This window comes from Pelagibacterium sp., from assembly GCF_035555455.1.
Lineage (GTDB): Bacteria > Pseudomonadota > Alphaproteobacteria > Rhizobiales > Devosiaceae > Pelagibacterium.
The window spans coordinates 14,909-39,571 of record NZ_DATMGM010000003.1 but is presented as its reverse complement, the minus strand read 5'-3'; the positions used below and the strand labels follow the sequence as shown (position 1 = coordinate 39,571).

General features: G+C 63.4%; 20 protein-coding genes. 9 read left to right on the top strand and 11 right to left on the bottom strand.

Annotated elements, in window-relative coordinates; all coding sequences use genetic code 11:
- Window positions 1–146 precede the first annotated feature (146 nt).
- Window positions 147–1,478, bottom strand: a complete 1,332-nt coding sequence (locus VNS12_RS00230) for an ActS/PrrB/RegB family redox-sensitive histidine kinase (protein ID WP_325485826.1) — start codon at window positions 1,476–1,478, stop codon at window positions 147–149.
- A gap of 135 nt (window positions 1,479–1,613) precedes the next feature.
- Here VNS12_RS00230 and VNS12_RS00225 point away from each other — a divergent pair, with 135 nt between their 5' ends.
- Window positions 1,614–2,069: a DUF2852 domain-containing protein gene (locus VNS12_RS00225; protein ID WP_325485825.1), complete on the top strand. Its 456-nt coding sequence runs from the start codon at window positions 1,614–1,616 to the stop codon at window positions 2,067–2,069.
- A 267-nt stretch (window positions 2,070–2,336) separates the two neighbouring features.
- Window positions 2,337–3,068, top strand: coding sequence for a M48 family metallopeptidase (locus VNS12_RS00220; protein ID WP_325485824.1), 732 nt, complete (start codon window positions 2,337–2,339; stop codon window positions 3,066–3,068).
- Here the strand turns inward: VNS12_RS00220 and VNS12_RS00215 are convergent, their stop codons facing one another.
- The 7 genes from VNS12_RS00215 to mutM all read right to left on the bottom strand — a co-directional run bounded on the left by VNS12_RS00215 (window position 3,069) and on the right by mutM (window position 14,803).
- Window positions 3,069–5,219 (bottom strand): transglycosylase domain-containing protein, encoded by a 2,151-nt coding sequence (locus tag VNS12_RS00215; protein ID WP_325485823.1) that lies wholly within the window; start codon window positions 5,217–5,219, stop codon window positions 3,069–3,071.
- A 327-nt stretch (window positions 5,220–5,546) separates the two neighbouring features.
- On the bottom strand, window positions 5,547–7,976 hold the full coding sequence (gyrB, locus tag VNS12_RS00210) for a DNA topoisomerase (ATP-hydrolyzing) subunit B (protein ID WP_325485822.1): 2,430 nt from the start codon (window positions 7,974–7,976) through the stop codon (window positions 5,547–5,549).
- A 101-nt stretch (window positions 7,977–8,077) separates the two neighbouring features.
- Window positions 8,078–9,196, bottom strand: a complete 1,119-nt coding sequence (gene recF / locus VNS12_RS00205; protein WP_414693032.1) for a DNA replication/repair protein RecF — start codon at window positions 9,194–9,196, stop codon at window positions 8,078–8,080.
- Between the two features lie 2 nt (window positions 9,197–9,198).
- Window positions 9,199–10,317, bottom strand: coding sequence for a DNA polymerase III subunit beta (gene dnaN, locus VNS12_RS00200; RefSeq protein WP_325485820.1), 1,119 nt, complete (start codon window positions 10,315–10,317; stop codon window positions 9,199–9,201).
- 926 nt (window positions 10,318–11,243) lie between these two features.
- Entirely contained in the window at window positions 11,244–12,677 is a 1,434-nt protein-coding gene (gene dnaA, locus VNS12_RS00195; protein WP_325485819.1) for a chromosomal replication initiator protein DnaA, read from the bottom strand.
- Window positions 12,678–13,461: 784 nt separating this feature from the next.
- The gene (rpsT, locus tag VNS12_RS00190) at window positions 13,462–13,728 is read right to left on the bottom strand and encodes a 30S ribosomal protein S20 (RefSeq protein ID WP_325485818.1); all 267 of its coding nucleotides are present in this window, start codon (window positions 13,726–13,728) and stop codon (window positions 13,462–13,464) included.
- A 217-nt stretch (window positions 13,729–13,945) separates the two neighbouring features.
- Window positions 13,946–14,803, bottom strand: a complete 858-nt coding sequence (gene mutM / locus VNS12_RS00185; protein ID WP_325485817.1) for a bifunctional DNA-formamidopyrimidine glycosylase/DNA-(apurinic or apyrimidinic site) lyase — start codon at window positions 14,801–14,803, stop codon at window positions 13,946–13,948.
- Window positions 14,804–14,915: 112 nt separating this feature from the next.
- Here mutM and ubiE point away from each other — a divergent pair, with 112 nt between their 5' ends.
- From ubiE to VNS12_RS00150, 7 genes are all read left to right on the top strand, one after another.
- Window positions 14,916–15,680, top strand: a complete 765-nt coding sequence (gene ubiE, locus VNS12_RS00180) for a bifunctional demethylmenaquinone methyltransferase/2-methoxy-6-polyprenyl-1,4-benzoquinol methylase UbiE (protein ID WP_325485816.1) — start codon at window positions 14,916–14,918, stop codon at window positions 15,678–15,680.
- Window positions 15,681–15,682: 2 nt separating this feature from the next.
- A complete protein-coding gene (gene ubiB / locus VNS12_RS00175; protein ID WP_325485815.1) occupies window positions 15,683–17,230 on the top strand; it encodes a 2-polyprenylphenol 6-hydroxylase in 1,548 nt (515 codons plus the stop codon).
- Window positions 17,227–18,450, top strand: coding sequence for a bifunctional phosphopantothenoylcysteine decarboxylase/phosphopantothenate--cysteine ligase CoaBC (gene coaBC / locus VNS12_RS00170; RefSeq protein ID WP_325485814.1), 1,224 nt, complete (start codon window positions 17,227–17,229; stop codon window positions 18,448–18,450). The genes ubiB and coaBC overlap by 4 nt, the downstream gene beginning before the upstream one ends.
- Window positions 18,451–18,549: 99 nt before the next feature.
- Window positions 18,550–19,143, top strand: coding sequence for a hypothetical protein (locus VNS12_RS00165; RefSeq protein ID WP_325485813.1), 594 nt, complete (start codon window positions 18,550–18,552; stop codon window positions 19,141–19,143).
- A 3-nt stretch (window positions 19,144–19,146) separates the two neighbouring features.
- The gene (dut, locus tag VNS12_RS00160; RefSeq protein ID WP_325485812.1) at window positions 19,147–19,596 is read left to right on the top strand and encodes a dUTP diphosphatase; all 450 of its coding nucleotides are present in this window, start codon (window positions 19,147–19,149) and stop codon (window positions 19,594–19,596) included.
- Complete coding sequence (locus VNS12_RS00155; RefSeq protein WP_325485811.1) at window positions 19,559–20,299, top strand: DUF2259 domain-containing protein; 741 nt, start codon at window positions 19,559–19,561, stop codon at window positions 20,297–20,299. Before dut ends, VNS12_RS00155 begins: the two co-directional genes overlap by 38 nt.
- Before the next feature lie 5 nt (window positions 20,300–20,304).
- Window positions 20,305–21,045 (top strand): HesA/MoeB/ThiF family protein, encoded by a 741-nt coding sequence (locus tag VNS12_RS00150; protein ID WP_325485810.1) that lies wholly within the window; start codon window positions 20,305–20,307, stop codon window positions 21,043–21,045.
- Between the two features lie 59 nt (window positions 21,046–21,104).
- Here the strand turns inward: VNS12_RS00150 and fabB are convergent, their stop codons facing one another.
- The 3 genes from fabB to rpoN all read right to left on the bottom strand — a co-directional run bounded on the left by fabB (window position 21,105) and on the right by rpoN (window position 24,571).
- Complete coding sequence (gene fabB / locus VNS12_RS00145) at window positions 21,105–22,331, bottom strand: beta-ketoacyl-ACP synthase I (protein ID WP_325485809.1); 1,227 nt, start codon at window positions 22,329–22,331, stop codon at window positions 21,105–21,107.
- Window positions 22,332–22,374: 43 nt separating this feature from the next.
- A complete protein-coding gene (gene fabA, locus VNS12_RS00140; RefSeq protein WP_325485808.1) occupies window positions 22,375–22,890 on the bottom strand; it encodes a 3-hydroxyacyl-[acyl-carrier-protein] dehydratase FabA in 516 nt (171 codons plus the stop codon).
- Between the two features lie 181 nt (window positions 22,891–23,071).
- Complete coding sequence (rpoN, locus tag VNS12_RS00135) at window positions 23,072–24,571, bottom strand: RNA polymerase factor sigma-54 (RefSeq protein ID WP_325485807.1); 1,500 nt, start codon at window positions 24,569–24,571, stop codon at window positions 23,072–23,074.
- Between the last annotated feature and the right edge of the window lie 92 nt (window positions 24,572–24,663).

Genomic DNA, 24,663 nt, shown 5'->3' with positions numbered 1-24,663 from the left:
CCATGGCGCGTTCGAGCCGGGTCAGAAACGGCTTGTCGTCATCGACCAGCAGCAGGGTGCGGTCGGCCTCGGGAAGATCGGTGATATCGGTCATTGGCCTGGGTCCTTTCCTCCGTTTATCGCTAATTTCGACTGAAACGTCAAAGCTATACGTCGCGCACCAGAATGTCGTGCGGCCAGCGGATTTCGACGCAGGCATGGCCGTTGGGTCGGGCGTTGAAAAACTTCAGCGTCGCCCCGGTGCGCTCCAGCAGCGTCTTGGCAATGAACACCCCCAACCCCAATCCCCCGGCCCCGTCCGGGCGGCGCGGATCGTCCCGGTCGCGGGTGCGGGTGGTGAGATAGGGTTCGCCCAACCGGCTCAGCAGATCGGGCGGAAAGCCCGGCCCGTCATCCATGATGGCGATCATCACCCGCCGTCCGTCCCACACGGCGCGGATGGTCACTTCGCTGTTGGCGAACTGCACGGCGTTTTCAATGATATTGCCCAGCCCGTAGAGCAGGGCGACATTGCGGGTGATCACCGGCTCGGCGTGCTGGGAGCGCGACTGGGCCAGGGTGATGGTCTTGCCTTCCACCGCTGCCGGCGCTTCATGGGCCTTGGCCAGTTCGGCAATGATGTCGGACAGCGTGGCGGTGTCGAACAGGTCCGAGCCGCTGGGCCGCAGGTTGCGCAGCTTGCCCAATATGGCGCGGCAGCGGGCCACCTGTTCGATGATCAGATCGAGGTCTTCGGCCAGCTCGCCTTCCGAATGGTCACGGCGGATTTCCTTGGCGGCCAGCGCGATGGTGGCCAGCGGTGTGCCCAATTCATGCGCCGCTGCCGCCGCCAGCCCGTCCAGCGCCGACAATTGCTGCTGGCGCGACAACGCCAACTCGGTAACGGTTAGCGCATCTACCAATTGCCGGGCTTCATGGGCCACCCGGTTGGTGTATCCGGCCACAAATCCCACCGCGCACAGGATCGCCACCCACACCCCGATCAGATACATGCTCGGCGGCTCGAACCCTGCCGGAGTTTCCCAGGGCAGCGGCAAATGCACCAGCGCCAAGAGACTGGCGATCAGGCCCACCAGCAGCCCCAGCCAGATGGTTTCGCGCGACGCCAGCGTCGAAGCCGATACCGAGACCGGCGCGAGCAGCAGGATGGCAAAGGGATTGCCCAGCCCCCCGGTCAGATAGAGCAGGCCCCCCAGTTGCAAACTGTCATAGGCCAGTTGCAAAAAGGCCAGTCGGGTCGAGGGGCGGTGCCCCGGGCCGTATCGAATCAACAGCACCGCATTGAGCAATACCGACAGCCCGATGAGCAGCAGGCAGGCGCCCAGCGCCATGTCGTAGCCCAGCCCATAGCGCACGAACACCACCGAGCCGAGCTGGCCCGAAATAGCCAGCCAGCGCAGCAGCACCAGCGTTTCCAGCCGCATGGGATTGGGGCTCCGCGCCAGATAGGCGGGGCCCGATTGTGCGGTATCGGTCATGGATCAAAGCTCACGGTGAAAGTCGGCATGGGTAGTCTTATAGCAGATTTCAAGATGCAGAAAATTTCTGCTTCGCTCTTGATGCGGAGCGTTCGCGCACCAGATTTGGTCTTGTACGAGACTGGAGAGACCTCGATGAACACCACTGCAATTATCAAACCCGAATGGTCGCCGCTGACCATCGCCCTGATGGTTCTCGGCTTTATCATTTTCTGGCCGCTTGGCATGGCCGTGCTCGCCTATATCCTGTGGGGCGAATATTTCGGCGGCAGCGGCGAAAAAGCTCAGAGCTGGGTCGCCAAGCAGAAGCAAGGCTTCAAATCGCGGCGCAGCGGGTGGCATGCCCATCCGTTCCATGCCTCGACCGGCAATGCCGCGTTCGATCACTATCGTGACGAGCAGCTCAACCGGCTCGAAGAGGAACGCCGCCGCCTCGAAGAAGAACGCGCCGCGTTCGAAGAGTACCTGGCCAATCTGCACAAGGCCCGGGACCGCGAGGAGTTCGACCGCTTCATGCGCGATCGCAACGCCGCACGCACCGACGACACTGCCCCGCGCCACGATGAGGGCGGCACCCGTCAGGGATACTGATCCCACTCGCCGGCCTTCGGGCCGGCGTCATTGCAATCGGCTCCGGAACCTTTCCTCCTCCCTCCGGGTTCCGTGAGCCGCGCCTTGGGTTCCCCTCCACCCAAGGCGACCTTTTCCCAGTCTCGGGACATGAGGCGGCTGGCGGATTTCCGCCGTGCCGCCTTTTTGCTGTGTTTGGTGCTGCCTTGCCCCGCCGCCCCGGCCATAATGGCCCGATATCGATTCGCGCCTGACGCGCTTCCAGCAAGAGTGTGGAGAGTTTCAGCCTTGGCGCTGCCCAGCCTGTCCCGCCGGTCCATTCCCGCGTCCACCTCGATCGAGGTGGGAGCCGGGCCGCTGACGGTCACCGTTCGGGTCAACGCCAATGCCCGATCCTACCGCCTGTCGCTCAGCCCCCGGGGCGAAGCGCTGCTGACCGTGCCGCGCGGCGGGCGCTGGCCCGAGGCCGAAGCCTTCCTGTTGCGCAATCGCGGCTGGCTCGAAGCCCGGCTGGCGCGGTTTGACAGCCCTTATTCCCTTGCTCCCGGCGGCATCATCCCCTTGCGCGGCGAACCCCATCGTCTCGTCAGCATCGAGCGCATCCGGGGCGTGGTGACCCGCGTGGAGGCCGAGGACGGCCCGCACCTGCACGTCCCCGGCGGTGCCGATCACATGCGCCGGCGGCTGGTCGACTGGCTCAAATCCGAAGCCCGCGCCGATCTCGACAGGGCCTGCGCCCGCCATGCGCAAACCCTTGGCGTTCAGGTCGCCGGGATTTCCATCCGCGATCAGTCGACCCGCTGGGGGTCGTGTTCGTCGGCGCGCACGCTCAATTTCAACTGGCGTCTGATCCTGGCCCCGCCCCATGTGCTCGACTATGTCGCCGCCCATGAGGTTGCCCATATCCTTGAGATGAACCACCGCCCGGTGTTCTGGCGCACGGTGGCGCGCGCCCTGCCCGATTACGAAAAGGGGCAGGGCTGGCTCAAGACCCATGGCGCGGCGCTGATGGCGCTGTGATTACCCACCAAACAGATTGTTGAGCAGATTGCCGATCCCGTCGCCGCCCTGCGGTTGCACGGGCACCGGCTGCGGGAAGGCGTCCATTGGCTGCTGGATGGGCTGGCCGCCCAGCGGCGTCTGGATCTGGTCGATGGTGATCGGCTGCCCGGTCGGCGGCACGCTGTCCTGCATCGGCACTGCCCCCCGGTCCTGCAGCTTTACATAGTGGCCCGGCAGATTGGCCACCGTGAGACCCTCATGGCCCTTGGCCATCACGTCACGCCAGATCTGGGCGGGCACCTGGCCGCCGAACACGCGGGTTGGCGTATCGTCGTCATTGCCCAGCCAGACCCCGCCCACCAATTGCGCGGTATAGCCCACAAACACCGCGTCACGGTTGCGCTGGGACGTTCCGGTCTTGCCGGCCATCGGCCAGTTACCGAGCTGGGCGCTGCGGCCCGTGCCAGCCTGCACGCCGGTCTGGAGCATGTCGTTCATCATGCCCACATGCTCGTCGGTCAGGATTCGCCCCGGCCCCGACGGCACCGCTTCGAACAGCACTTCGCCGTCCACGGTGGTGATCCGGGTGATGACGTTGGCGATCACCCCATAGCCGCCATTGGCAAATGGGGCAAAGGCGGCGGTCAGCTCCAGCAGCGACACTTCCTGGGTACCCAGCGCAATGGCGGGCACCGCCTGGAAGTTGGAGGAAAAGCCCATGCGATAGGCGGTTTCGACGACGTTTTCCGGGCCGATATCGATGGCCAGCCGCGCCGCCACGGTGTTGATGGAGAAGGCCAGCGCATCGCGCAGCAGCACCGGGCCCACATAGCGGCCATTGGAGTTTTCCGGCCGCCAGCCATTATAGTCGAGCGGCTCGTCGACCATCAGCGTATCGGGCGTATAGCCCTGCTGGAGGGCCGCCAGATAGACGAAGGGCTTGAAGGCCGATCCGGGCTGCCGCCGCGCCGTCACCGCGCGGTTATAGGCGCTCTGGTTGTAGTCGACCCCGCCGATCAGCGCCTTCACCCGGCCATCGGTATCCATGGCCACAAAGGCGGCCTGCGAGAAGCTGCGGTCTTGTCCCAGTTCGGCGATCGCCTCCTTGACGACGAATTCGGCGTGCTTTTGCAGCTCCCAGTCGAGCGTGGTCGAGACCACGACGTCCTGGTTCACCTCGCCCAGATAGTCGTTCATCAGCGTTTCGACCCAGTCGGCGACGTAGAACTCGGCCCCCGCCACCCGCTGGGTGGTGATATGGGCGTCAACGTCCGCGGCGGCGGCGTCGGCCTGTTCCTGGGTGATATAGCCGGCGCGCACCATGTTGGAGAGCGAGACCCGCTGGCGATCGGAAGCGCGGTCGGGGTGGCTTTTGGGGTTGTAATAGCTCGGCGCGGGCAGGATGCCGGCCAGCATGGCGGCCTGGCCCAGCGACAGGTTGCGCGCGGAAATGCCGAAATAGGTCTGCGCCGCGGCTTCGATGCCGGTCGAGCCCGAGCCGAAATGCACCCTGTTGAGATAGAGTTCGAGAATCTGGTCCTTGGTGTAGTTCTGTTCCAGCCATATCGACAGCAATGCTTCCTGCACCTTGCGGCCCAGGGTCTGGTCGGGGGTGAGGAACAGGTTCTTGGCCACCTGCTGGGTGATGGTCGAGGCGCCACGGGTCATGCGCCCGGCCCGCACCGATTCCAGCCCCACCGAGATCAGTCCCAATGGGTCGACGCCAAAGTGGCTGTAAAAACGCCGGTCTTCATTGGCGACCACGGCCTGGCCCACATAAACGGGCAACTCGTGGATGCCCACAGCCTCCCCGCCGGTCTGGCCGCGATTGGTCAGCAGCTGCCCGTTGGAGGCGAGCACCCTGATATTGGGGGGCCGCTGGGGCACTTCCCAGGTTTCCGAAGAGCCCAGCCCCTGACCGTAATAGACGATGATCCCCGCCGCCGCGACCCCGCCCAGCAGTAGGATGGAAAAGCAGAAATAGGCCAGCCCGACGATGAATTTCATCGCGCCGCCGCGCCGCTTTTTCACGCGCTGGGCTTTCCGGGGCTTGCGCGGCTGCGATCCCTTGGGCGCGCGCGGCGATGTCGTCGCTGCGGCGCGGCGCGCTCCGGACTTGCGCTGTGCGCCGGTATCGACGCGATCATCGGGCGAGAGGCGAAGATCCATCAAAGATTACTTTCGGGCCATCATGTAGAACAAAGGTCGGGACGCGGACGTTGCGGCGGCGCTGTCTCGACAGGATATCCTAAGCCGGCGTTCCGAACCACAAAACTCGGCAGCGCTCACGGCGCATGACTGGCAAAAGCGCCAATCCGTGTTGCGGTTCCTGAGCGCCTAAGGCTATCGCGGGCAAATGTGGCCGGTTTATGTGGGGTTTTCCACTCTTGGCGCCCGGTGTGGTTGCCGGGCAACACGCCGCGCCGGGCGCAAACTGTGCCCCGGCCTGCTCCGTCCACGCGTTTCGCCCCCCCATGCGGTCTCCCGGTGTCGTGGTCAGATATCGAGATTGGACACCGAGAGCGCGTTATCCTGGATGAATTCGCGGCGTGGTTCGACCAGATCGCCCATCAGCTGCGAGAAGATCGAATCCGCGTCGTCCGTCTCCCGGATTTGCACCTGCAGCAAGGTGCGGCCATCCGGATCCATGGTCGTTTCCCACAATTGCTCGGCGTTCATTTCGCCCAGCCCCTTGTAGCGCTGCATCGAGACGCCCTTGCCGCCCGCCGCCATCACGATCTGGAACAGCGACCGCGGCCCATAGACCTCGTGGGTCTGGTCCTTGCGGGCCAGGGTCGGCACGCCGCCATAGATTTCGTCGAGCTTGCCGGCCAGATTGCGCAGCTTGCGCGCATCTGCCGAGCCCAGCAGCGCCGCATCGAGCGTGTAGGTTTCGGCAACACCGCGCACCACGCGGGAAAACACATAGCCGCCTTCGCCGTCGATCTCGCCTTCCCAGGTCCGCTCCATTTCGTCGGACATGCGGTTGAGCCGGTTGGCGACCCGGTCGGCCAGCGCCTTGGCGGCCTCGGGGTTTTCCATCGCCTCGGGATCGAGCGCACCGACCACGGCGGCCTGTTCGATCATCTGGCGGTTATAGCGGGCGTTCTGGTTGTCGATCAGGTGATTGAGGTCGCGGGCCTGTTCGACAATGCCCAGCAGGTCAGCCCCTGCATGGGCTGCGCCGGACCGCGTCGTCAGCACCGCGTCGTCCGAACCGCCCGCCAACAGGTAATCCTCATGGGCGCGCTCGTCCTTGAGATACTGCTCCGAGCGCCCGCGCGTCACCTTGTACAGCGGCGGCTGGGCGATATAGAGGTGCCCGCGCTCGATGATTTCCGGCATCTGCCGGTAAAAGAACGTCAGCAACAGGGTGCGGATATGCGCGCCGTCGACGTCGGCGTCCGTCATGATGATGATCTTGTGGTAGCGCAGCTTGTCGGGATCGAATTCTTCCCGTCCGATGCCGGTGCCCAGCGCCGTGATCAGCGTGCCCACCTGATCCGATGAGATCATGCGATCGAAGCGGGCCCGCTCGACGTTGAGAATCTTGCCGCGCAGCGGCAGCACGGCCTGGGTGGCGCGATCGCGCCCCTGCTTGGCCGAGCCCCCGGCGGAGTCCCCTTCCACGATGAAGATTTCGGCCTTGGCCGGGTCGCGTTCCTGACAGTCGGCCAGCTTGCCCGGCAGCGAGGAAATTTCCAGCGCCGATTTGCGGCGGGTCAATTCGCGCGCCTTGCGCGCCGCTTCGCGGGCGGCGGCGGCTTCGGCAACCTTGGAGACGATGGACCGCGCTTCGGTCGGGTTTTCCTCAAACCACTGGTTGAGCTTTTCGTTGACCACGCTTTCCACGGCGGGGCGCACTTCCGAGGACACCAGCTTGTCCTTGGTCTGCGACGAGAATTTGGGGTCGGGCACCTTGACCGACAGCACGCAGGTCAGCCCTTCGCGGGTGTCGTCGCCGGTCAGCGAGACCTTTTCGCGCTTGAGAATGCCCGACTGGTCGGCGTAGCCCGTCACCTGCCGGGTCAGCGCGCTGCGAAGACCGGCCAGATGGGTGCCGCCATCGCGCTGCGGGATGTTGTTGGTAAAGCACAGCACATTTTCGTGATAGCTGTCGTTCCACCACAGGGCGACCTCGACGGTGATGCCGTCCTTGTCCGACAAAAGCGTGATCGGCTTGTCGAACAGCGCGGTCTTGCTCTTGTCGAGATAGCGCACAAACGCTTCCAGACCGCCCTCGTAAAACAGGTCGGTTTCCACCTTTTCGGGGTGGCGGTTGTCGCGCAGCACAATGTGCACGCCCGAGTTGAGGAACGCCAGTTCACGCAGCCGGTGTTCAAGCGTCTTGAAATCGAACTCGATCATGGTGAAGGTTTCCGAGGACGGCATGAAGCTCACCTCGGTTCCCGACCGGCCCTCATACTCGCCGGTGATGGCAAGCGGGGCATCGGCCACCCCATGGGTAAAGTTGATCTCGTGGATCTTGCCGTTCTGCCGGATTTTCAGCTTGAGCCAGACCGACAGCGCGTTGACCACGGAGACGCCCACTCCGTGCAGTCCGCCCGACACCTTGTAGGAGTTCTGGTCGAACTTTCCGCCCGCGTGCAGCTGGGTCATGATCACTTCGGCTGCCGAGACACCCTCTTCCTTGTGGATGCCGGTGGGGATGCCGCGGCCATTATCGGTCACCGTCACCGACCCGTCGGCATTGAGGGTCACGGTCACGATGTCCGCATGGCCGGCCAGCGCCTCGTCGATGGCGTTGTCGACCACTTCGGTGACCATGTGATGCAGGCCGGTGCCGTCATCGGTATCCCCGATATACATGCCCGGGCGCTTTCTCACCGCATCGAGGCCGCGCAGGACCTTGATGGAATCGGCGCCATAATCTGCATCGGAGGGAATCGGGGGCGTATCGCTCATCGACAAAAGAATCAGCCTTGTTAGGAGTTATCTTAGTTCTACCCGATCGGGACGTTATCCCCAAGCAATTTGGGCTTTATTCGGGTTTTGGGCGGTTATTTTCAGCCGGCTGGACGCACCTGACCGGACTCGACGGTGAAATGTTGGGCCCTGGGGCCCAGATCGGCAAACAGCACGGCATCGGTGCCGGTCATCCAGCATTGGCTGCCCAAAAGATCGAGGGCATCGAACAGGGCGCGACGGCGCGTCGGATCGAGATGGGCGGCGATTTCGTCGAGCAGCAGGATTGGGGCAATGCCCGTCATCGCCGCCACCAATCGCGCATGAATCAGCACCAGCCCGATCAGCAGCGCCTTTTGCTCCCCGGTCGAACACACGCTCGCCGGCATGGCCTTGGGCGCGTGGGTCACCTGAAGATCGATCCTGTGTGGTCCCCATGTGGTGCGTCCGGCGGCGCGATCAAGGTTGCGGTTTTCCCGCCACACCTGCGCCAGCCGCGCTTCCAGCCCGCTCGCGGTTTCGGGGATATCGCCGTCGAGCAGCGGCGTGATCGCCAGCAGCGCCGCGGGAAAACCGGTATCGGCGACGCTCTTGTCCATCAGCGCCTGCAAATGGCTCAGCGAATCGGTGCGCGCGAAATGGATGGCACTGGCCAGTTCCGCCATCTGGGTCTCGATCGCCGTCAGCCAGGCCGGGTCGCGATTGTCTTCGAGCAGCCGGTTGCGCTGGCGCATGGCCTTTTCAAAATCGCTCACCGCCCCGGAATGGCCCGGATGGAGCGTCGTGACCAGCCGGTCGAGAAACCGCCGCCGCTCGCTGGCCGGGCCGGTAAACAGCCCGTCCATGGACGGGGTCAGCCACAGCACCCTGATGTGATCGCTCAGATCTTCGACGGCGCGGGCATTGGCGCCGTTGATGCGCACCCGTCGCCCGGCCCCTTCACCGCTTGCCCCGGTGCCGATATCGACCGGCCCGAACGGGGTTTCAATCGTCGCCGCCACGCCCCAGTGCCCGTCACCCCCGGCCAGCGCCAGCGTATCGAACGGGGCACGTCGCAGGCCCCGTCCCGGGGCCAGCAGCGAAATCGCCTCGATGAGATTGGTCTTGCCCGCGCCATTCTCCCCGGTCAGCACCACGTGGCGGGCATCGGGGTCGAGCGCGGCGCTCAGATAATTGCGGAAACCGGACAGGCGCAGACGGGAGAGGGAACGCTGGGGGATGATCACACCCGCATCGGCATCAGCACGAACAGCGCCTTGGTCTCCCCTTCTTCCTTGACCAGGGTTGGCGAGCCGGCATCGTTGAACAGAAAGCTCGCGTTTTCGCTGCGGATCTGGGAGATGATTTCGAGCAGATAGCGGGCGTTAAAGCCGATCTCGAAGCTGTCGATCTCAAATTCGACCGGCAGTTCCTCATTGGCCGTGCCATGGTCGGGGTTGGTCACCGACAATTCGAGCTGGCCGGGTGACAGCGACAGCTTGACCGCCTTGCCGCCGCGTTCCGAGGCAATGGTCGACACCCGATCGACGGCCCGCGCCAGGCTGTCGCGATCGACCAGCAAAGCCTTGTCGTTGTTCTTGGGGGTCACGCGCTCGTAATCGGGGAAACTGCCTTCGATCAGCTTGGAAAGCAGCACCACCCCGCCCAGCGTGAAGCGGATTTTCGTGTCCGACAACTCCACCGCGATCGGGTCTTCCAGCCCGTCGAGCAGCTTGAGCACTTCGGCGACGGTCTTGCGGGGAATGATGATCCCCGGCATGCCCGCCGAGCCCTGCGGCGTTTCCGTCTCCACCCGCGCCAGCCGGTGTCCGTCGGTCGCCACCGCGCGCATCACCACCCCGTCCGGCCCGTCCACGGTGTGGACGAAAATGCCGTTGAGATAATAGCGCGTTTCCTCGTTGGAAATCGCAAACTGGGTGCGCTCGATCAGGTCCTTGAGCGTGTCGACAGGAATGGAGAAACTGTGGCTGAACGCCCCCGATTTCAGATCGGGGAAACCATCGGGATTGAGGCACGCCAGATGGAAGCGCGAGCGCCCGGAAATGATCTGCATCTGGTCGTTGCCGTCGGTTTCCAGAACCACTTCGGCCCCGTCCGAAAGCTTGCGCACGATTTCATAGAGCGTATGGGCCGGCACGGTGGTGGTGCCCGGCGTTCCGGTTATGGCCGGCACGGTCTCGGTCACCTCGATATCGAGGTCGGTGGCCCGCAGGTCCAGCCCCTCGCCGGTGGCGCTCATCAGCACGTTGGCCAGGATCGGATAGGTGTTGCGTCGCTCGACCACCCTGTGCACATGGCCCAATGATTTCAGCAGATGGTTGCGCTCGAGCGTGACCTTCATCGCGTGTCTCTCGTTACCCTGATCGAAACTGGTCTGTTCCCCCCGCCCATCCGGGCGGCATCCGGCCCGAAAGGCGGGGTGAGGACCCTGCATCGGCAGGCGAAAAAAAACAAGGGGCCAGCCAGCCGCAGGGGACCGGTTGGAGCGAAAACTGGTGGAATTTCACAGGTGCGGGACGAGGATGTCCGGATTGTACCAACCTGCAGGACGGTGCATGAGCGGCAAGGCCGAAGCCGACACTCAACTCTGCCGGTTACTGGATCCCGGGTCTTCGCCCGGGATGACCGCGCTGAGAGACCCCCGTGAGCCACGGGCTGCCGCTGGTCCCGAGGGGGATGGAGATTACAAGTGGCGGCTTCCCGCTGCCCACTCCGATTTTCCACCCCCGACGTCTCGGCCCTTTCCACAACACCGCCGCTCCCACCCCGTCATCCCGGGCGAAGACCCGGGATCCAGTAACCGGCAGCGCCCCGGCCCTTTCCCGGGCCGGTGGCAGGCGCGTCCCCCAAATTCCTCGTAGAAGAGGAACCGGGACTGAAGGAGGAAATATCAGCAACCGCCTGCGTTTTCCCTTCTCCCCTTGAGGGATTGAGGAGTGTCCCGAAGGGTAAATCTCTCCAGTGGAGAGATTTAAATGACGAAAGTGGGCCGCGAAGCGAGGCGGATGAGGGGGCGCCGCCTGTCCGCGCGACCGGGAGCCGATCTTGGCGGCGTTTCGGCAGATCTTCAGCGTTGAAACCAAGAGCCCCCCCCTCTCCCCTTGAGGGAGAGGGGCCGGGGGTGAGGGGTGCGCAGCCTATCAGCGCGCAACCAATTTCGGCTAATCAAACCCGCAGCCCCGACCCGGTGAGTCGGGCCTCCGCGCGTTCGCAGCCACAATCGCTCCATCGGAGCGATTGTGTGAGCCCGTCACAGGCCGCCGCCGCTCACTCCTCCAGCATGCGCCGGAGCAGTTCGATTTCCTGGGTCAGCTCCCCGTCCTCGCTCATCAGCTGCTCGACCTTGCGCACCGAGTGCAGCACCGTGGTGTGGTCGCGGCCTCCAAAGCGGCGGCCGATTTCGGGCAGCGAGCGTGAGGTGAGCGCCTTGGCCAGATACATGGCGATCTGGCGCGGTCGCACCACGTCGCGCGAGCGGCGGGCCGACAGCAATTCGTTGCGCGGCACCTTGTAGTGGCGGGCGACGATCTTGAGGATGTCCTCGATGCGCACCCGCGCCGTGTCGCGCGAGCGCATCAGGTCCTGCAGCGTCTTTTCCGCCAGCCCCACGGTGATCGGCTCGCCGGTCAGCTGGTTGGCGGCGACAAGGCGGTTGACCGCCCCGTCGAGGTCGCGCCCATGGCTGACGATCGAGCGGGCGACGAAATCGATGACCGGATCGGGAAAGTTCAGCCCGGTGAACCGGCTTGCCGCCTGGGCGGCGCGCTTGTGCACGATGGCGCGGCGCAGGTCTGCGTCGAACGGGGCGATGGGAATCACCAGCCCCCCCGACAGCCGCGAGCGTACGCGATCATCGAGCATTTCGAGGTCGCGCGGGGGCGCATCGCCCGCCACCACCACCTGCTTGGTGCCCGAAATCAGGCTCGACAGCGTGTGGCCGAATTCGGTGGCCGATTTGCCCTGCAGGAACTGCATGTCGTCGATCAGCAAAAGGTCGATGCGCCGCAGCCATTCCTTGAAGGCCAGCGCCGACTGGCTCTTCACCGCCGTGATGAAGTGATACATGAAATGGTCGGCGGTCAGATAGACAATGTTGCGCGCGGTGTCCGAGGCCCCCGCCGCCCAGGCGATGGCGTTCAGAAGGTGCGTCTTGCCCAGCCCCACCGAGGAATGGATATAGACCGGGTTGAAGGTCACCACATTGTTGGCGGCGGCCGAAGCCACCTGCCGGGCCACCCCGAGCGCCATTTCGTTGGCGCCACCGGCGACAAAACTGTCAAAGGTCAGCTTGCGGTCGAGCGCCGAGCCCGACAGCGCATCGGCCCGCAACCCGCCCGAAGGTTGCACCGCTGCCAGCGCCGGGGACGGGCGCGCTTCGAGCACCGGCGCGGCGGCGTCGGCTTCGACCACCGGATCGGCAGAGCTCACCAGTCGGGGCCGCGCCTGTCCCGTCACCCGCACGGTGACGTGCAGCCGGCCAATGGACTCGTCCTCGTGGCGGAACGCTTCGAGGATCTTTTCGACATAGTTGGACTGGATCCAGGAACACAGGAACCGGGTCGGCACCGAAAGATGGGCCAGGTCCCCGACCACCTCTTCCAGTTCGAGCCGCGCGAACCAGGAGGTGAAGATGTCCTCGCCCACCGCTGCCCGAAGCCGCGCCCGGGCGCGGAGCCAGACCTGATCGGTGTCCATGGTCATCGTGGTGTCCCCTTTGCTTGTCTTTGCAGAGTTGCGCGGGGCCGCGCCCGCCTTTTTCCCGGCTGTCTCCCATGCCGCGCGATCCGCTGCCGCCATCGAATCCATTGGTTTTGCCTCTTTCCTTCAACGTGCCGCCTGCCCCCGGCGACACCCCTGTTTCCCCATTGTGTCCCGTTGGTCGGGACAATAGTTTACGACGCTGCACAAGATGATCTTGTGCAGAACCCTGTTGTTACAAATTGAAATCGGCGCAAGGCGCCAAAGAAAAAGACGGAATCCCGTCTTTGTCAGCTTACGCGGCAGCCAGTCGATGCGAATATAAAGTCAAATCAGTGTAGCGACTCGTCAGAAGCCGTACGTGATTCAGCTTATGCATTCTGTTTCCCCGGCTTGCCCTGGGAGGGTGGCGTTAGACTGGTCCGTCGCCGCCCTCTTTCTGATCCAACGGGGGCATTTTAGACAGCCAAATTTTTGCGCACAACCGTCCTTTTTTTCAAATTCGAGCTTGACTCGTCACTTGCGGCGAAAGGGCGGAGGGGCCCGGCTGGTTGCGGAAAATTAAGGGTATGGGACTCAACACGGAATCGCGATCGGTCCGTCTTGAGTCCCATCGGATTATTTTTTCCGCCCCGCCCGCCCAGCGCCGTTCGGCTCGCTAAAATGACAGGGCGATGTCGGAATTGTCATGAGAATCAGTCGTGGGCCGGACAAGCAAAAGGCCCCCTTGCGGGGGCCTTGGAAACTTGTTCTCAAACCCGATACTCGATCGGGCCGATAGGCGAAATCAGGCGCCGAGCGCCTTGATGCGCTGCGCGAGACGGGAAATCTTGCGATTGGCCATGTTCTTGTGGAACACGCCCTTGCCGGCGGCGCGCTGCAGTTCGGGCTGGGCGGCGCGCAGCGCTGCGGCGGCTGCGTCCTTGTCGCCGGTGGCGATCGCTTCCTCGACCTTGCGCAGGAAGGTGCGCACGCGCGAGCGGCGCGCAATGTTGGTCTTGGTGCGGGATTCGATCTTGCGGACGGCCTTGATGGCCGAAGGTGTATTTGCCATGTCTTTCCTCGTGGCGCCGGCCTGGGTCCTGAGCCCTTGGCTCATGGGCGGTCAAGCCGGATCGGTTTGGTGCCTTGCGCGCTCAATTCCCCCCGCTTGGGGGCGAGTGCAACCGGAAGGGGCAGGCGGACCTGCCCGGTGAAGGCCGCTCTGTAGAATGCGGCGGCCCGTGAGTCAACAATTCTCAGCGATCCACGCGCCGGCAAAGCGGTCGCCCTCAGTGCTGGCAGGTGGGGCACAGAAATGTCGAGCGCCCGGACTGGACGATTCGAGTAATCGGCGTCGCGCAGACCGGGCAGGGCTCGCCCTCATGGCCATAGACGGCAAAATTGTGCTGGAAATAGCCGGGCTGGCCGTTGGCGCCGGAAAAATCCTTCAGCGTCGAGCCACCCGCCGCGATCGCTGCGGTGAGGACCTGCCGGATGGTCGGCACCAGCCGCTCGATCTCGTCACCGGTCAGCGATCCGGCCGGTCGGCGCGGATCGATTCCCGTGAGAAACAGCGCCTCGCACACATAGATATTGCCCAGCCCCGCAATCACCCTCTGGTCGAGCAGCACCGCCTTGATCGGGCCCTTTCGCCCGCGCAGGCGCTCGGCAAGATAGGGGGCGTCGAGCGCGTTGCCCAAAGGTTCCGGGCCGAGGGTGTCGAGATAGGGGTTGGGCGCACCGGCGGGAAACAGGTCCATGAAGCCGAATCGGCGCGGATCGGAATAGCGCAGGATGACCGGCCCGCGCTCGGGGTGCGTCAGATGGGCCACCACATGGACGTGCTTGCCGCTCGTTCCGCCCGGATCGATCCGGCTCGGCTCGGCGAGCGTCGCGTCGTCCACCAGAAACGCGCCGGTCATCCCCAGATGGCTCAACCAGCTCGCGCCGTCCGAGAGCGTCGCCACAAGATATTTTGCCCGGCGGTTGAGCTGGGTGATCGCCTGGCCTTTGAGGCGTTCGGCGAACCGCTCTGGAAACGCAAACCGCAGGTCGGGACGGCGCAATTCGACCCGCTCGATGCGGGCGGATTCGATGTAGGGGGCAAGGCCCCGACGCACCGTTTCAACTTCTGGCAATTCGGGCATTTATTTCACGCAAGTCCATACATTTTTCGGTCAATGTTTGCGGGTCGTGCTTGTGTTATAACCGAGCCCAGCCCATAACCCGACCGGCCGGTCGCAAACAAGAGAGGCGGCGATGACCCAGAGCGCCCACACCACCCATTTCGGCACGCGCACGGTGCCGCTGGGCGAGAAGCAGGGACTGGTTGATGAGGTTTTTCATAAGGTTGCGTCCCGTTACGACCTGATGAACGATCTCATGAGCGGTGGCGTCCACCGGCTCTGGAAGGATCAGATGGTCTCGCGGCTGGCCCCGCCCCGAAGCGGTTCGCGCCCCTATAAGGTGATCGACATGGCCGGCGGCACCGGGGATATCGCCATGCGCATCCTCAACGCCAGCCACGGCTTTGCCGAGGTCACGGTCTCCGATATCAACGCCGATATGCTGGCGGTCGGTGCCGAGCGGGCCAAGGGCTGGCGCTACCGGGCCAATGCGCAGTTCGTTCAGGCCAACGCCGAAGAATTGCCCTTTGAAGACAAGAGCTTCGACGCCTATACCATCGCATTCGGCATCCGCAATGTGCCCCGGATCGACAAGGCCTTGGCCGAGGCTTTCCGGGTTTTGCGCCGGGGTGGCCGCATCCTGGTGCTCGAATTTTCCCATGTCGACCTGCCGGGTCTCGACCGGCTGTACGACCTGTTTTCCGACCATATCATCCCGCCCATGGGCAGTCTGGTGACCGGTGACGCCCAGCCTTACCGCTATCTCGTCGACTCGATCCGCAACTTCCCCGAGCCGCAACAGTTTTCCTCCATGCTCGAAACCGCCGGGTTCTCTCGCGTCACCCACACTCCGCTGTCGGGCAACATCGCCGCGCTGCACGGGGGCTGGAAGCTCTGACCATGGGATTGGGGACCTATGCACGGCTGGCACGGGCCGGGTTTGTTCTGGCCCGCGAAGGCGCGTTCTCGCTGGCCGAAGACCAGCCGATTCCCCCGTCCGCCAAGGTTCTTGTCGGGCTGGCGCGGCTGATTGAGAAGCGCGACGTGCGCAAGACCGGGCGCGTCACCCGCCTCGCCAATGCCCTGACGCGGCTGGGGCCGGTCTATGTCAAACTCGGTCAGGTGCTGGCCACCCGCCGCGACATCATCGGGTTTGAAGTGGCCAGCGATCTCACCGCGCTGCAGGACGCGCTGCCGCCCTTTGATCCGGCCCTGGTGCCCGGCCTTCTCGCTGAGGCGTTGGGCGACAAGGCACTGGAACTGAAAGATATTTCCGCTCCCCTCGCTGCTGCGTCCATCGCCCAGGTGCATAGAGCGCGTCTGGTGACCGGCGGTCGGGAACAGGTCGTCGCCATCAAGCTTTTGCGCCCCCGCATCCGCGAGCGCTTCGCCCGTGACCTCGACGGGCTCTATGCCCTCGCCCGGATCGCCGAGCGTTTCATGCCCTCGACCCGGCGCTTCAATGGCCGGCAGGTTGTCGATGCGCTGGCCCGTTCCGCCGCCCTTGAAATGGACCTGCGCATGGAGGCCGCCGCCATTTCGGAGCTGGCTGAAAACGTGCGCGAGGACGGCGATTTCGCTGTCCCGGACGTCTTTTGGGAACAGACCAGCCGCTCGGTGCTGACCACCAGTTGGATCGACGCTATTCCGGTGCGCGAGATCGACCGGCTCGACGCCGCTGGCATCGACCGCAAGAAACTCGCCGCCGATCTGATCCGGAGTTTTCTGCGGCAGGCCATCCGCGATGGCTTCTTCCACGCCGACATGCACCCAGGGAATCTCTTTGCCGACCCGCGCACCGGCGGCATCATCGCCGTCGATTTCGGCATCATGGGCCGGATCGGCAAGCGCGAACAGCGCTTTCTGGCGGAAATCCTCTATGGCTTCATCACCCGCAATTATCGCCGCGTGGCCGAATTGCACATCGACATCGGCTATGTGCCCGATACTCACACCATCGACGATTTTGCGCAGGCCATCCGCGCCATCGGCGAGCCTCTGGTGGGGCGCGGTGCCCATGAGATTTCAATGGCGCGGGTGTTGGCGCAACTGATCGAGATCACCGAACTGTTCGATATGGCCGCCCGCCCCGAACTGGTGCTACTGCAAAAAAACATGGTGCTGGTTGAGGGCACTGCCCGCCAGCTCGATCCCCAATTCAACATGTGGACCGCCGCTGAACCGGTGGTATCGGCCTGGGTGCGCCGCACCGTGGGGCCGACGGGCCGGATCGAGATCGCGCGCGAGGCTTTGGACGAAGCCGTCGACCTGGCGCGGCGGTTGCCCGATCTTGGGCGGCGGGCCGAAAGGGTTCTGTCGCGCCTTGAGGCCGATCAGATCCGTCAGGACCGCAGGGACCCGTTGATCGAAACGCTCAAATGGGCGAGTCTTCTGACCATCGTGCTGGCGATTATTGCGCTCGCCCTTCATCTGGGAGCAGCCCTGTGACCCTAGCTGGCAAGCATATCCTGCTCATCATCTCCGGTGGCATAGCCGCCTATAAGTCCATCCATCTCATCCGGTTGATCCAGAAGGCGGGCGGCACCGTGCAGGCGATCCTGACCGAAGGGGCGACCCATTTCGTGTCGCCTTTGACCATCGCCACCTTGTGCGGGCGGCCTGCCCTCACCGATCTGTTCGATCTCACCCGTGAAACCGAAATCGGCCATATCGAGCTCTCGCGCTCCGCCGATCTCATCGTTGTTGCGCCCGCTACCGCCCATATTCTGGCGCGCATGGCCAACGGTCTGGCCGACGATCTGGCCACCACCTGCCTTTTGGCCACGACGACGCCCATCCTTGCGGCCCCGGCTATGAATGTGCGCATGTGGGAGGCGGCTTCGACCCGCCGCAATATCGAGCTTTTGCGCGAGGACGGCGTGGCCTTTGTCGGTCCCGATGCAGGCGATATGGCGTGTGGCGAATTCGGGCCGGGCCGTTTGGCCGAACCCGAGGAGATTTTCGCGGCCATTGCCGATCATTTTGCCCGCTCCCGCGCACCACGCCCCCTCGAAGGCCGCACGGCTGTGGTCACCTCCGGTCCGACCCGGGAGCCGATCGACCCCGTGCGCTATATTTCCAATGCCTCATCGGGACGACAGGGCACGGCGATCGCCGAAGCCCTCGCCGCACTGGGTGCGCGCGTGAAGTTCATCACCGGGCCGGCTGAGTATGCCCGGCCAGCTGGCTGCGAGATCGTGCCGGTGGAAACAGCCCTGGAGATGAAGGCGGCAGTGGATGCGGCGCTGCCGGCCGAGATCGCCATTTTCACCGCAGCGGTTGCCGATTGGCGCATCACGGCCCCATCGGATGTGAAGGTCAAAAAGGATGCGGCGGCAACCCCGCCCACGCTGGAGTTCACGCCCAATCCGGACATCCTCGCTTCGGTTGCACAACTGCCCGCCGGACAGCGCCCCAGCCTTGTCATCGGCTTTGCCGCCGAGACGGGGAACCTGGAAACTCAGGCGCGGGAAAAGCTGGCGCGCAAGGGCTGCGACTGGCTGCTGGCCAATGATGTCAGCCCCGGCACCGGAATTTTTGGCGGTTCGGACACCCATATCGTGTTTCTGGACGCGGCGGGCAGCGAGGACTGGGGGCCGCTGTCCAAAACGGCGGTTGCCGCGCGGCTGGCCGAGCGAATTGCGGTCCGGCTCTCTTCTGAAGCGTAAGCGCCACTTGCCAATCGCTTTTCTTGCAATCACAGTGCGCCCAACGCGGTTGCTCCGGCTCCGGAGCCAGCGCTGTTGAGGACAACACGAGGCTTGACGATGATGATTTCGACCCTGACCCGCCTGGCCGGAGCCGGCGGACTCGCCCTGATGCTGACAGCTTGCATGGACGTGTCGATGACGGTCGACATCCAGAGCGAAGCCGAAGCGGAGGCCACGATGGTCACCGCGATGAAGCGCGACATGTACGACCTGATGATGGCGCAATCGACCGAAGACGAAGACGATTTCTGTGCCGATGGCAAACTGGCTGAAAAGCCCGACGTGATGGAATGCACGGTCATCGAATCGGGCCCCTTTGCCGAGTTGCAGTTTGATTCCGAAGATGGGGAAAGCCCGTCGATCGAAGCTATCGGCGGCGGGCAGGTGCGGGTGAGCTTCCCTACCGGCGATCTGGCCGAAAGCCTGGCTGAAGACACCGGCGCTGCTGAAGATGTCCAGATTCAGGCGATGATCGCTTCGATGTTTGAAGGCCATGCGATCACCATGACGGTGATGGGCGGCCCGATCGTCGACACCAATATGCAGATCGCTGCCGATGGCATGTCGGCCAGCTTCGAAATCCCGTTTGTCGATCTGTTTGGCTCCGATCTCGATCTGCCGGCCGAACTTTACGCCATTGTGCAGAAATAGCCGGTGACGGTGCGGTTCACATGGCTGGCACATGGGGTGGGTTTGCCGCTGCCCCAGCGCCAGAGCGCATCCGCGTCCGGGTTCGATCTGGCTGCGGCACTGCCCGAGGGGGAGGCGCTGTCGCTTGCGCCGGGAGCGTGGGCGCTGGTGCCGTGCGGGTTCGCGTTGGCGATTCCCGCCGGTTTTGAAGCCCAGGTGCGGCCCCGCTCTGGCCTGGCGGCAAAGTTCGGCGTTACAGTGCTCAACGCGCCCGGTACCGTGGACGCGGACTATCGCGGCGAGATCAAGGTGGTTCTGATCAACCACGGCACCGCGCCCTTTGAAATCCGGCGAGGTGACCGGATTGCCCAGATGGTGTTCGCGGCGGTTGCCGATCTGACGCTTGCTGAAGCCGACACACTTGAGGAGACGGAACGTGGCTCTGGTGGATTTGGTTCGACGGGGATCGGTTAGCCTGACCCTGCTGTTTGGGCTGCTGGCGTCTTCTGTGGTCTGGGCCGGGGACAACGCGCAGTTCTCGGCGTTGGGCTATTCGGCCGATGGACAGTTCTTCGCCTTCGAGCAGTTCGGCATTCAGGACGGATCGGGCTTTCCGTATTCCGAGATTTTCATCATCGATCTCGATAGCGACAGCTTTGCGGCTGGCTCGCCCTTCAAGGCGCGGATCGATGACGAGACGGCCTCACTCCCAGACGTTCGGGCTCAAGCGCTCGCACAGGCGGAGGGCGCATTGGAGAAAATTGAGATTTCTCGTCCCGCCCTGCCCATTGCCTTGCGCGGTGACGGTGTTCTCGATGATGACGGGCTGGAGATTTCCTACGGCATTCCCAGCTACGGCCTTGCCCGAACGGAGGGCGAATACGGGTTGGAGATCGATATCTTCAAAGCGCCCTCACCCCGCGATTGCGAGTATTTTGAAGGCAATCCCATGGCGTTTGCCATGCGGCGCACGACGGAGGGGGCGACAGCCGAAATCTATCGCGATTCGCGGGTGCCGGCCTCGCGCGGCTGTGTGATCACATACAAGTTTTACGGCATCTTCAATCCGTTCGAAGCCTATGACGATGCGTCCAGCGTTGCTGTGCTCTCGGTCTGGTCGCACGGCTTTGAGGGACCGGATAGACGCTTCATGGCGGTGCCGGTGGGAGAGCGCTGACGCCCATGCCTCTCACCGCTTCGCAAGCGGCCCGTTACGCCCGCCATATCGTCCTCAAGGATATGGGCGGCGTGGGACAGCAGAAACTCTCAGCGGCCCATGTGCTGGTGATCGGTGCTGGCGGACTGGGCGCACCGGTGATTGCCTATCTCGCCGGCGCTGGGATAGGGCGGTTGACGATCGTCGATCCCGACACAGTTGCCCTGTCCAATCTTGCCCGACAGGTGATTTTCACAGAAGCTGATCTGGGGCAGCCCAAGGCTGAAGCCGCTGCCCGCTTCGTTGGAGCGCTCAATTCAGGGCTTGTTGTTGAAGCGGTGTCACAGCCCTTCTCGACCCTCAACGGAGCGGAGCTGTTGCGGGATGTCGATCTGGCGATCGAAGGTACCGACCGGTTTCCGACCAAACGTCTGATCGCCCGCATCTGTGCCCAAAACCAGGTTCCACTGGTCAGCGGTGCATTGGGGCAGTTCGATGGATCGGTTACCGTTCTGGCGCCTTTCCTTTTGCGCGAGAGCGGAAAAGCCTGGCCTGATTTCGAGGCGCTCTACCCGCTTGATCCAATGCCGGAAGACAGCCCGCCTTGCGAGCTGGCCGGCGTGCTCAACGTGCTGCCGGGCATTATCGGGACCATGATGGCCAATGAGGCCATCAAGATGATTGCCGGTTTTGGAGAGCCCCTGCTGGGGCGCCTGCTGGTCTATTCGGCCCGTACGGCACAAAGCCGGATCATGGAATACGGCTAGGGCATTCCAACTTTTCGAAAAAGCTGAAATGCCCTGTCTGTAGCCGTAGAGTTTTCTGATCAGGCGTCGGGGTGCTTGAAGACCAGCGTTGCGTTGGTGCCGCCAAAGCCAAAACTGTTGGACAGGACCACACCCAGGTCGACGTTATCGCGGCGCTGGCGCAGGATCGGCATGTCCTCGAATTCGGGATCGAGATGCTCGATATTGGCGCTCTCGCAGATGAAGCGGTTTTGCATCATCAACAGCGAATAGATGCATTCCTGCACCCCAGTCGCGCCCAGCGAGTGCCCGGTCAGCGACTTGGTGGCCGATAGCGGCGGGCAGTTGTCCTCATTGCCGAACACTTCGCGCAGGGCCTCGATTTCCTTGCGGTCCCCGACCGGGGTCGAGGTGGCGTGGGGATTGATGTAATCGACCGGTGCCTTGACCGTTTCGAGCGCCATACGCATGCACCGCACCGCGCCTTCGCCAGACGGGGCGACCATGTCAAAACCGTCAGAAGTCGCACCATAGCCGACAATCTCGGCGATGATATTGGCCCCGCGCGCCTTGGCATGCTCCAGTTCTTCGAGCACCAACACTCCAGCGCCACCGGCAATGACGAAACCGTCGCGGTCCCGGTCATAGGCGCGCGACGCCCGCTCGGGCGTGTCGTTGAAGTTCGAGCTCATGGCGCCCATGGCGTCGAACAGGTTCGACATCGACCAGTCGAGGTCCTCGTGCCCGCCAGCAAAGACGATATCCTGCTTGCCGAGCTGGATCTGTTCATAGGCGTTGCCGATGCAATGCTTGGAGGTCGCACAGGCAGAGGAGATGGAATAGTTGACGCCCAGGATGCCATAGGCGGTGGCAAGGGTCGCCGATGCCGTCGAGCTCATGGCCTTGGGCACGGCCAATGGCCCGATCCGCTTGGGGCTTTTCCGCTCGCGCGTGATATCGGCAGCTTCCACCACCGCCCGCGTGGACGGGCCGCCTGATCCCATCACAATCCCGGTGCGGGGATTTTTGATGTCTTTTTCTTCCAGACCCGACTGGGCAATGGCCTCGGCCATGGCGATATAGTTCCAGGCCGCGCCTTTGGCCATGAACCGGGTCGTCCGCCGGTCCAGCACTTCGAACGGATCGAGGCTCGGCGCGCCATGTACCTGGCAGCGAAAACCCAGATCGACATAGTCCTGCGCCCGGGAAATGCCGGGCCGGGCGATTTTGAGGCTATCGAGCACCTCGTCGAGATTGTTCCCGATCGAGGAGACGATCCCCATGCCGGTGACAACAACGCGCTTCATGTATGCCTCTTGGTTTGTCTGTCAGCCAAATGATCCGCCCTTTTTAGAGCGCACCCATGTCCGTAAAAAGGCCGACCCGCAGGTCCTTGGCCTCATAAATGGTCTTGCCGTCGGCCTTAACATAGCCATCGGCAATGCCCAGCGTCAGCTTCGAGCGCATGACCCGCTTGATATCGATGCCATATTCCACGTGCTTGACGTCGTCGGTGATCTGTCCGGTGAATTTGATCTCCCCGGCCAGTGCACGTCCGCGCCCGGGCGATCCGCCCCATCCGAGGAAAAAGCCGGTCATCTGCCACAGGGCATCCAGACCCAGGCATCCGGGCATCACCGGGTCGCCATGAAAATGGCACGAGAAGAACCACAGGTCCGGCGTGACGTCGAGTTCGGCGCGGACCTGGCCTTTGCCAAAGCTGCCGCCATCATCGTCGATCCGGGTAATGCGGTCGAACATGAGCATCGGCGGCAAGGGCAATTGAGCATTTCCCGGTCCGAATAATTCACCGCGCCCACAGGCCAGCAACTGGTCGTAATCGTAAGAATGGGCGCGCTCTGCCATGGACTCCCCTCTGGGCGTTTTCGGTGTTTCTGCTGGAAGGGGATATCCCTTCCTGTGATGCGAAAACGCAACCGATCAAAACTGGCGGATCTTGTTCCCGCCTTGCGAGTGACCCGAACATGAAGAAAACTGTGTAGAGGGCAACCCCTCTCAGGGTCAATAGACCATTTTCCCAAGGGGATCAGGCCATCTGCGCGTTTTTCTGCCGTCGCCGGACCACGGACGAGCCGATATTCATCCCCTCACGGTATTTGGCAACCGTGCGCCGTGCGATATCGATTCCCTGCTCGCGCTTTAAAATTGCCGCGATGGCATCGTCGGACAGGATGGCGGAGGGCGTTTCCGTATCCACCAATTGCCGGATGCGATGGCGCACCGCTTCGGCGGAGTGATCCTCTCCCCCCGAGGCTGAAGTGAGCGCCGTTGTGAAGAAATATTTCATTTCGAACAGACCGCGCGGCGTGGCGATATATTTGTTGGCCGTGACTCGCGACACTGTCGATTCGTGCATCCCGATTTCTGCGGCCACCGTCTTGAGAGTCATCGGTCGCAAATGGGTGATGCCGTGATTGAGAAAGCTGTCCTGCTGCCGGACAATTTCCGTGGCCACCTTCAAGATGGTCTGGGCGCGCTGATCGAGGCTCCGGGTCAGCCAGTTTGCCGTATTGAGGCAATCGACCAGAAAGGTTTTTTCAGCGCTATCGCGGGTCTTGCCCACCACTGAGGCATAATAGGTGCGATTGACCAGAACGCGGGGCAGAATGTCGGCGTTGAGCTCGATCTGCCAACTCAGGTCATTGGCGCGCCGCACATGGACGTCGGGAACGATGGCCTGCACTGGCGCGAAGTCAAAAGCCCGCCCGGGCCGGGGATCGAGGGCGCGCAGCTCGGCAAGCATGTCGGCGATGTCTTCGCGGGTCGCGCCGATGCGCTTGCTCAATGCTACGAGGTCATGGACGGCGACCAGATCAAGATTGGCCAGCAGCGCCGCCATCATCGGGTCGAGCCGGTTGCGTTCGCGCAATTGCAGCGAGAGGCATTCGGCAAGCGAGCGGGCAAAGACCCCCACCGGATCGCACGCTTGAATCTTGGCCAACACCGCCTCGATTGCCGCGACTGTCGTTCCGAGCTGTTCGGCCATCAGGCCGAGATCTGCCAAAAGATACCCGCGCTCGTCGAGATTATCGATAAGGCAGCGCCCGATCAGGCGCTCGCGCGGAACTTTGAGCATCAATGCGACCTGTTCGGCCAGGTAACTGGCCAGCGTCGTCTGTGCCGCGACATACTGATCGATGTCGGGAGCGTCGCCAAAGGTGTCGCCGCCCGTACGCTCGGACCACGGCGCGGAGGATTGGCGACTGTCGTCCTGTTCGGGAAAAACATCGGCGACCGAAGTGTCGAGCCCATCGGCAATCGACTGCGCGCTGCCCAACTGGCGCGCGTGGTCGACGACATCGACGGTGTCGCTGCTATCGGGGAGAGGTTCGTGTTCGCGTTCGCCCGCCGCTTCTGCGTCAACCCCCTCCGCGTGTTCGAGCAGGGGGTTGCGCAGCAATTCTGCATCGACGAACGCGCTCAGTTCGAGATGGCTCAGTTGCAGCAGGCGGATGGAAGCCATCAGTTGTGGCGTGAGGGTCAGGGACTGGGTTTGCCGGACATCCAGCCGGGGCGTCAGGGCCATGAGCAAGGCTCCTGCTCGAACTACACTTTTACGCGAATCCTAGCCGCTTCGCTTGAGTCCGACAAGCGGACATACAATTTTCATGCCAAATG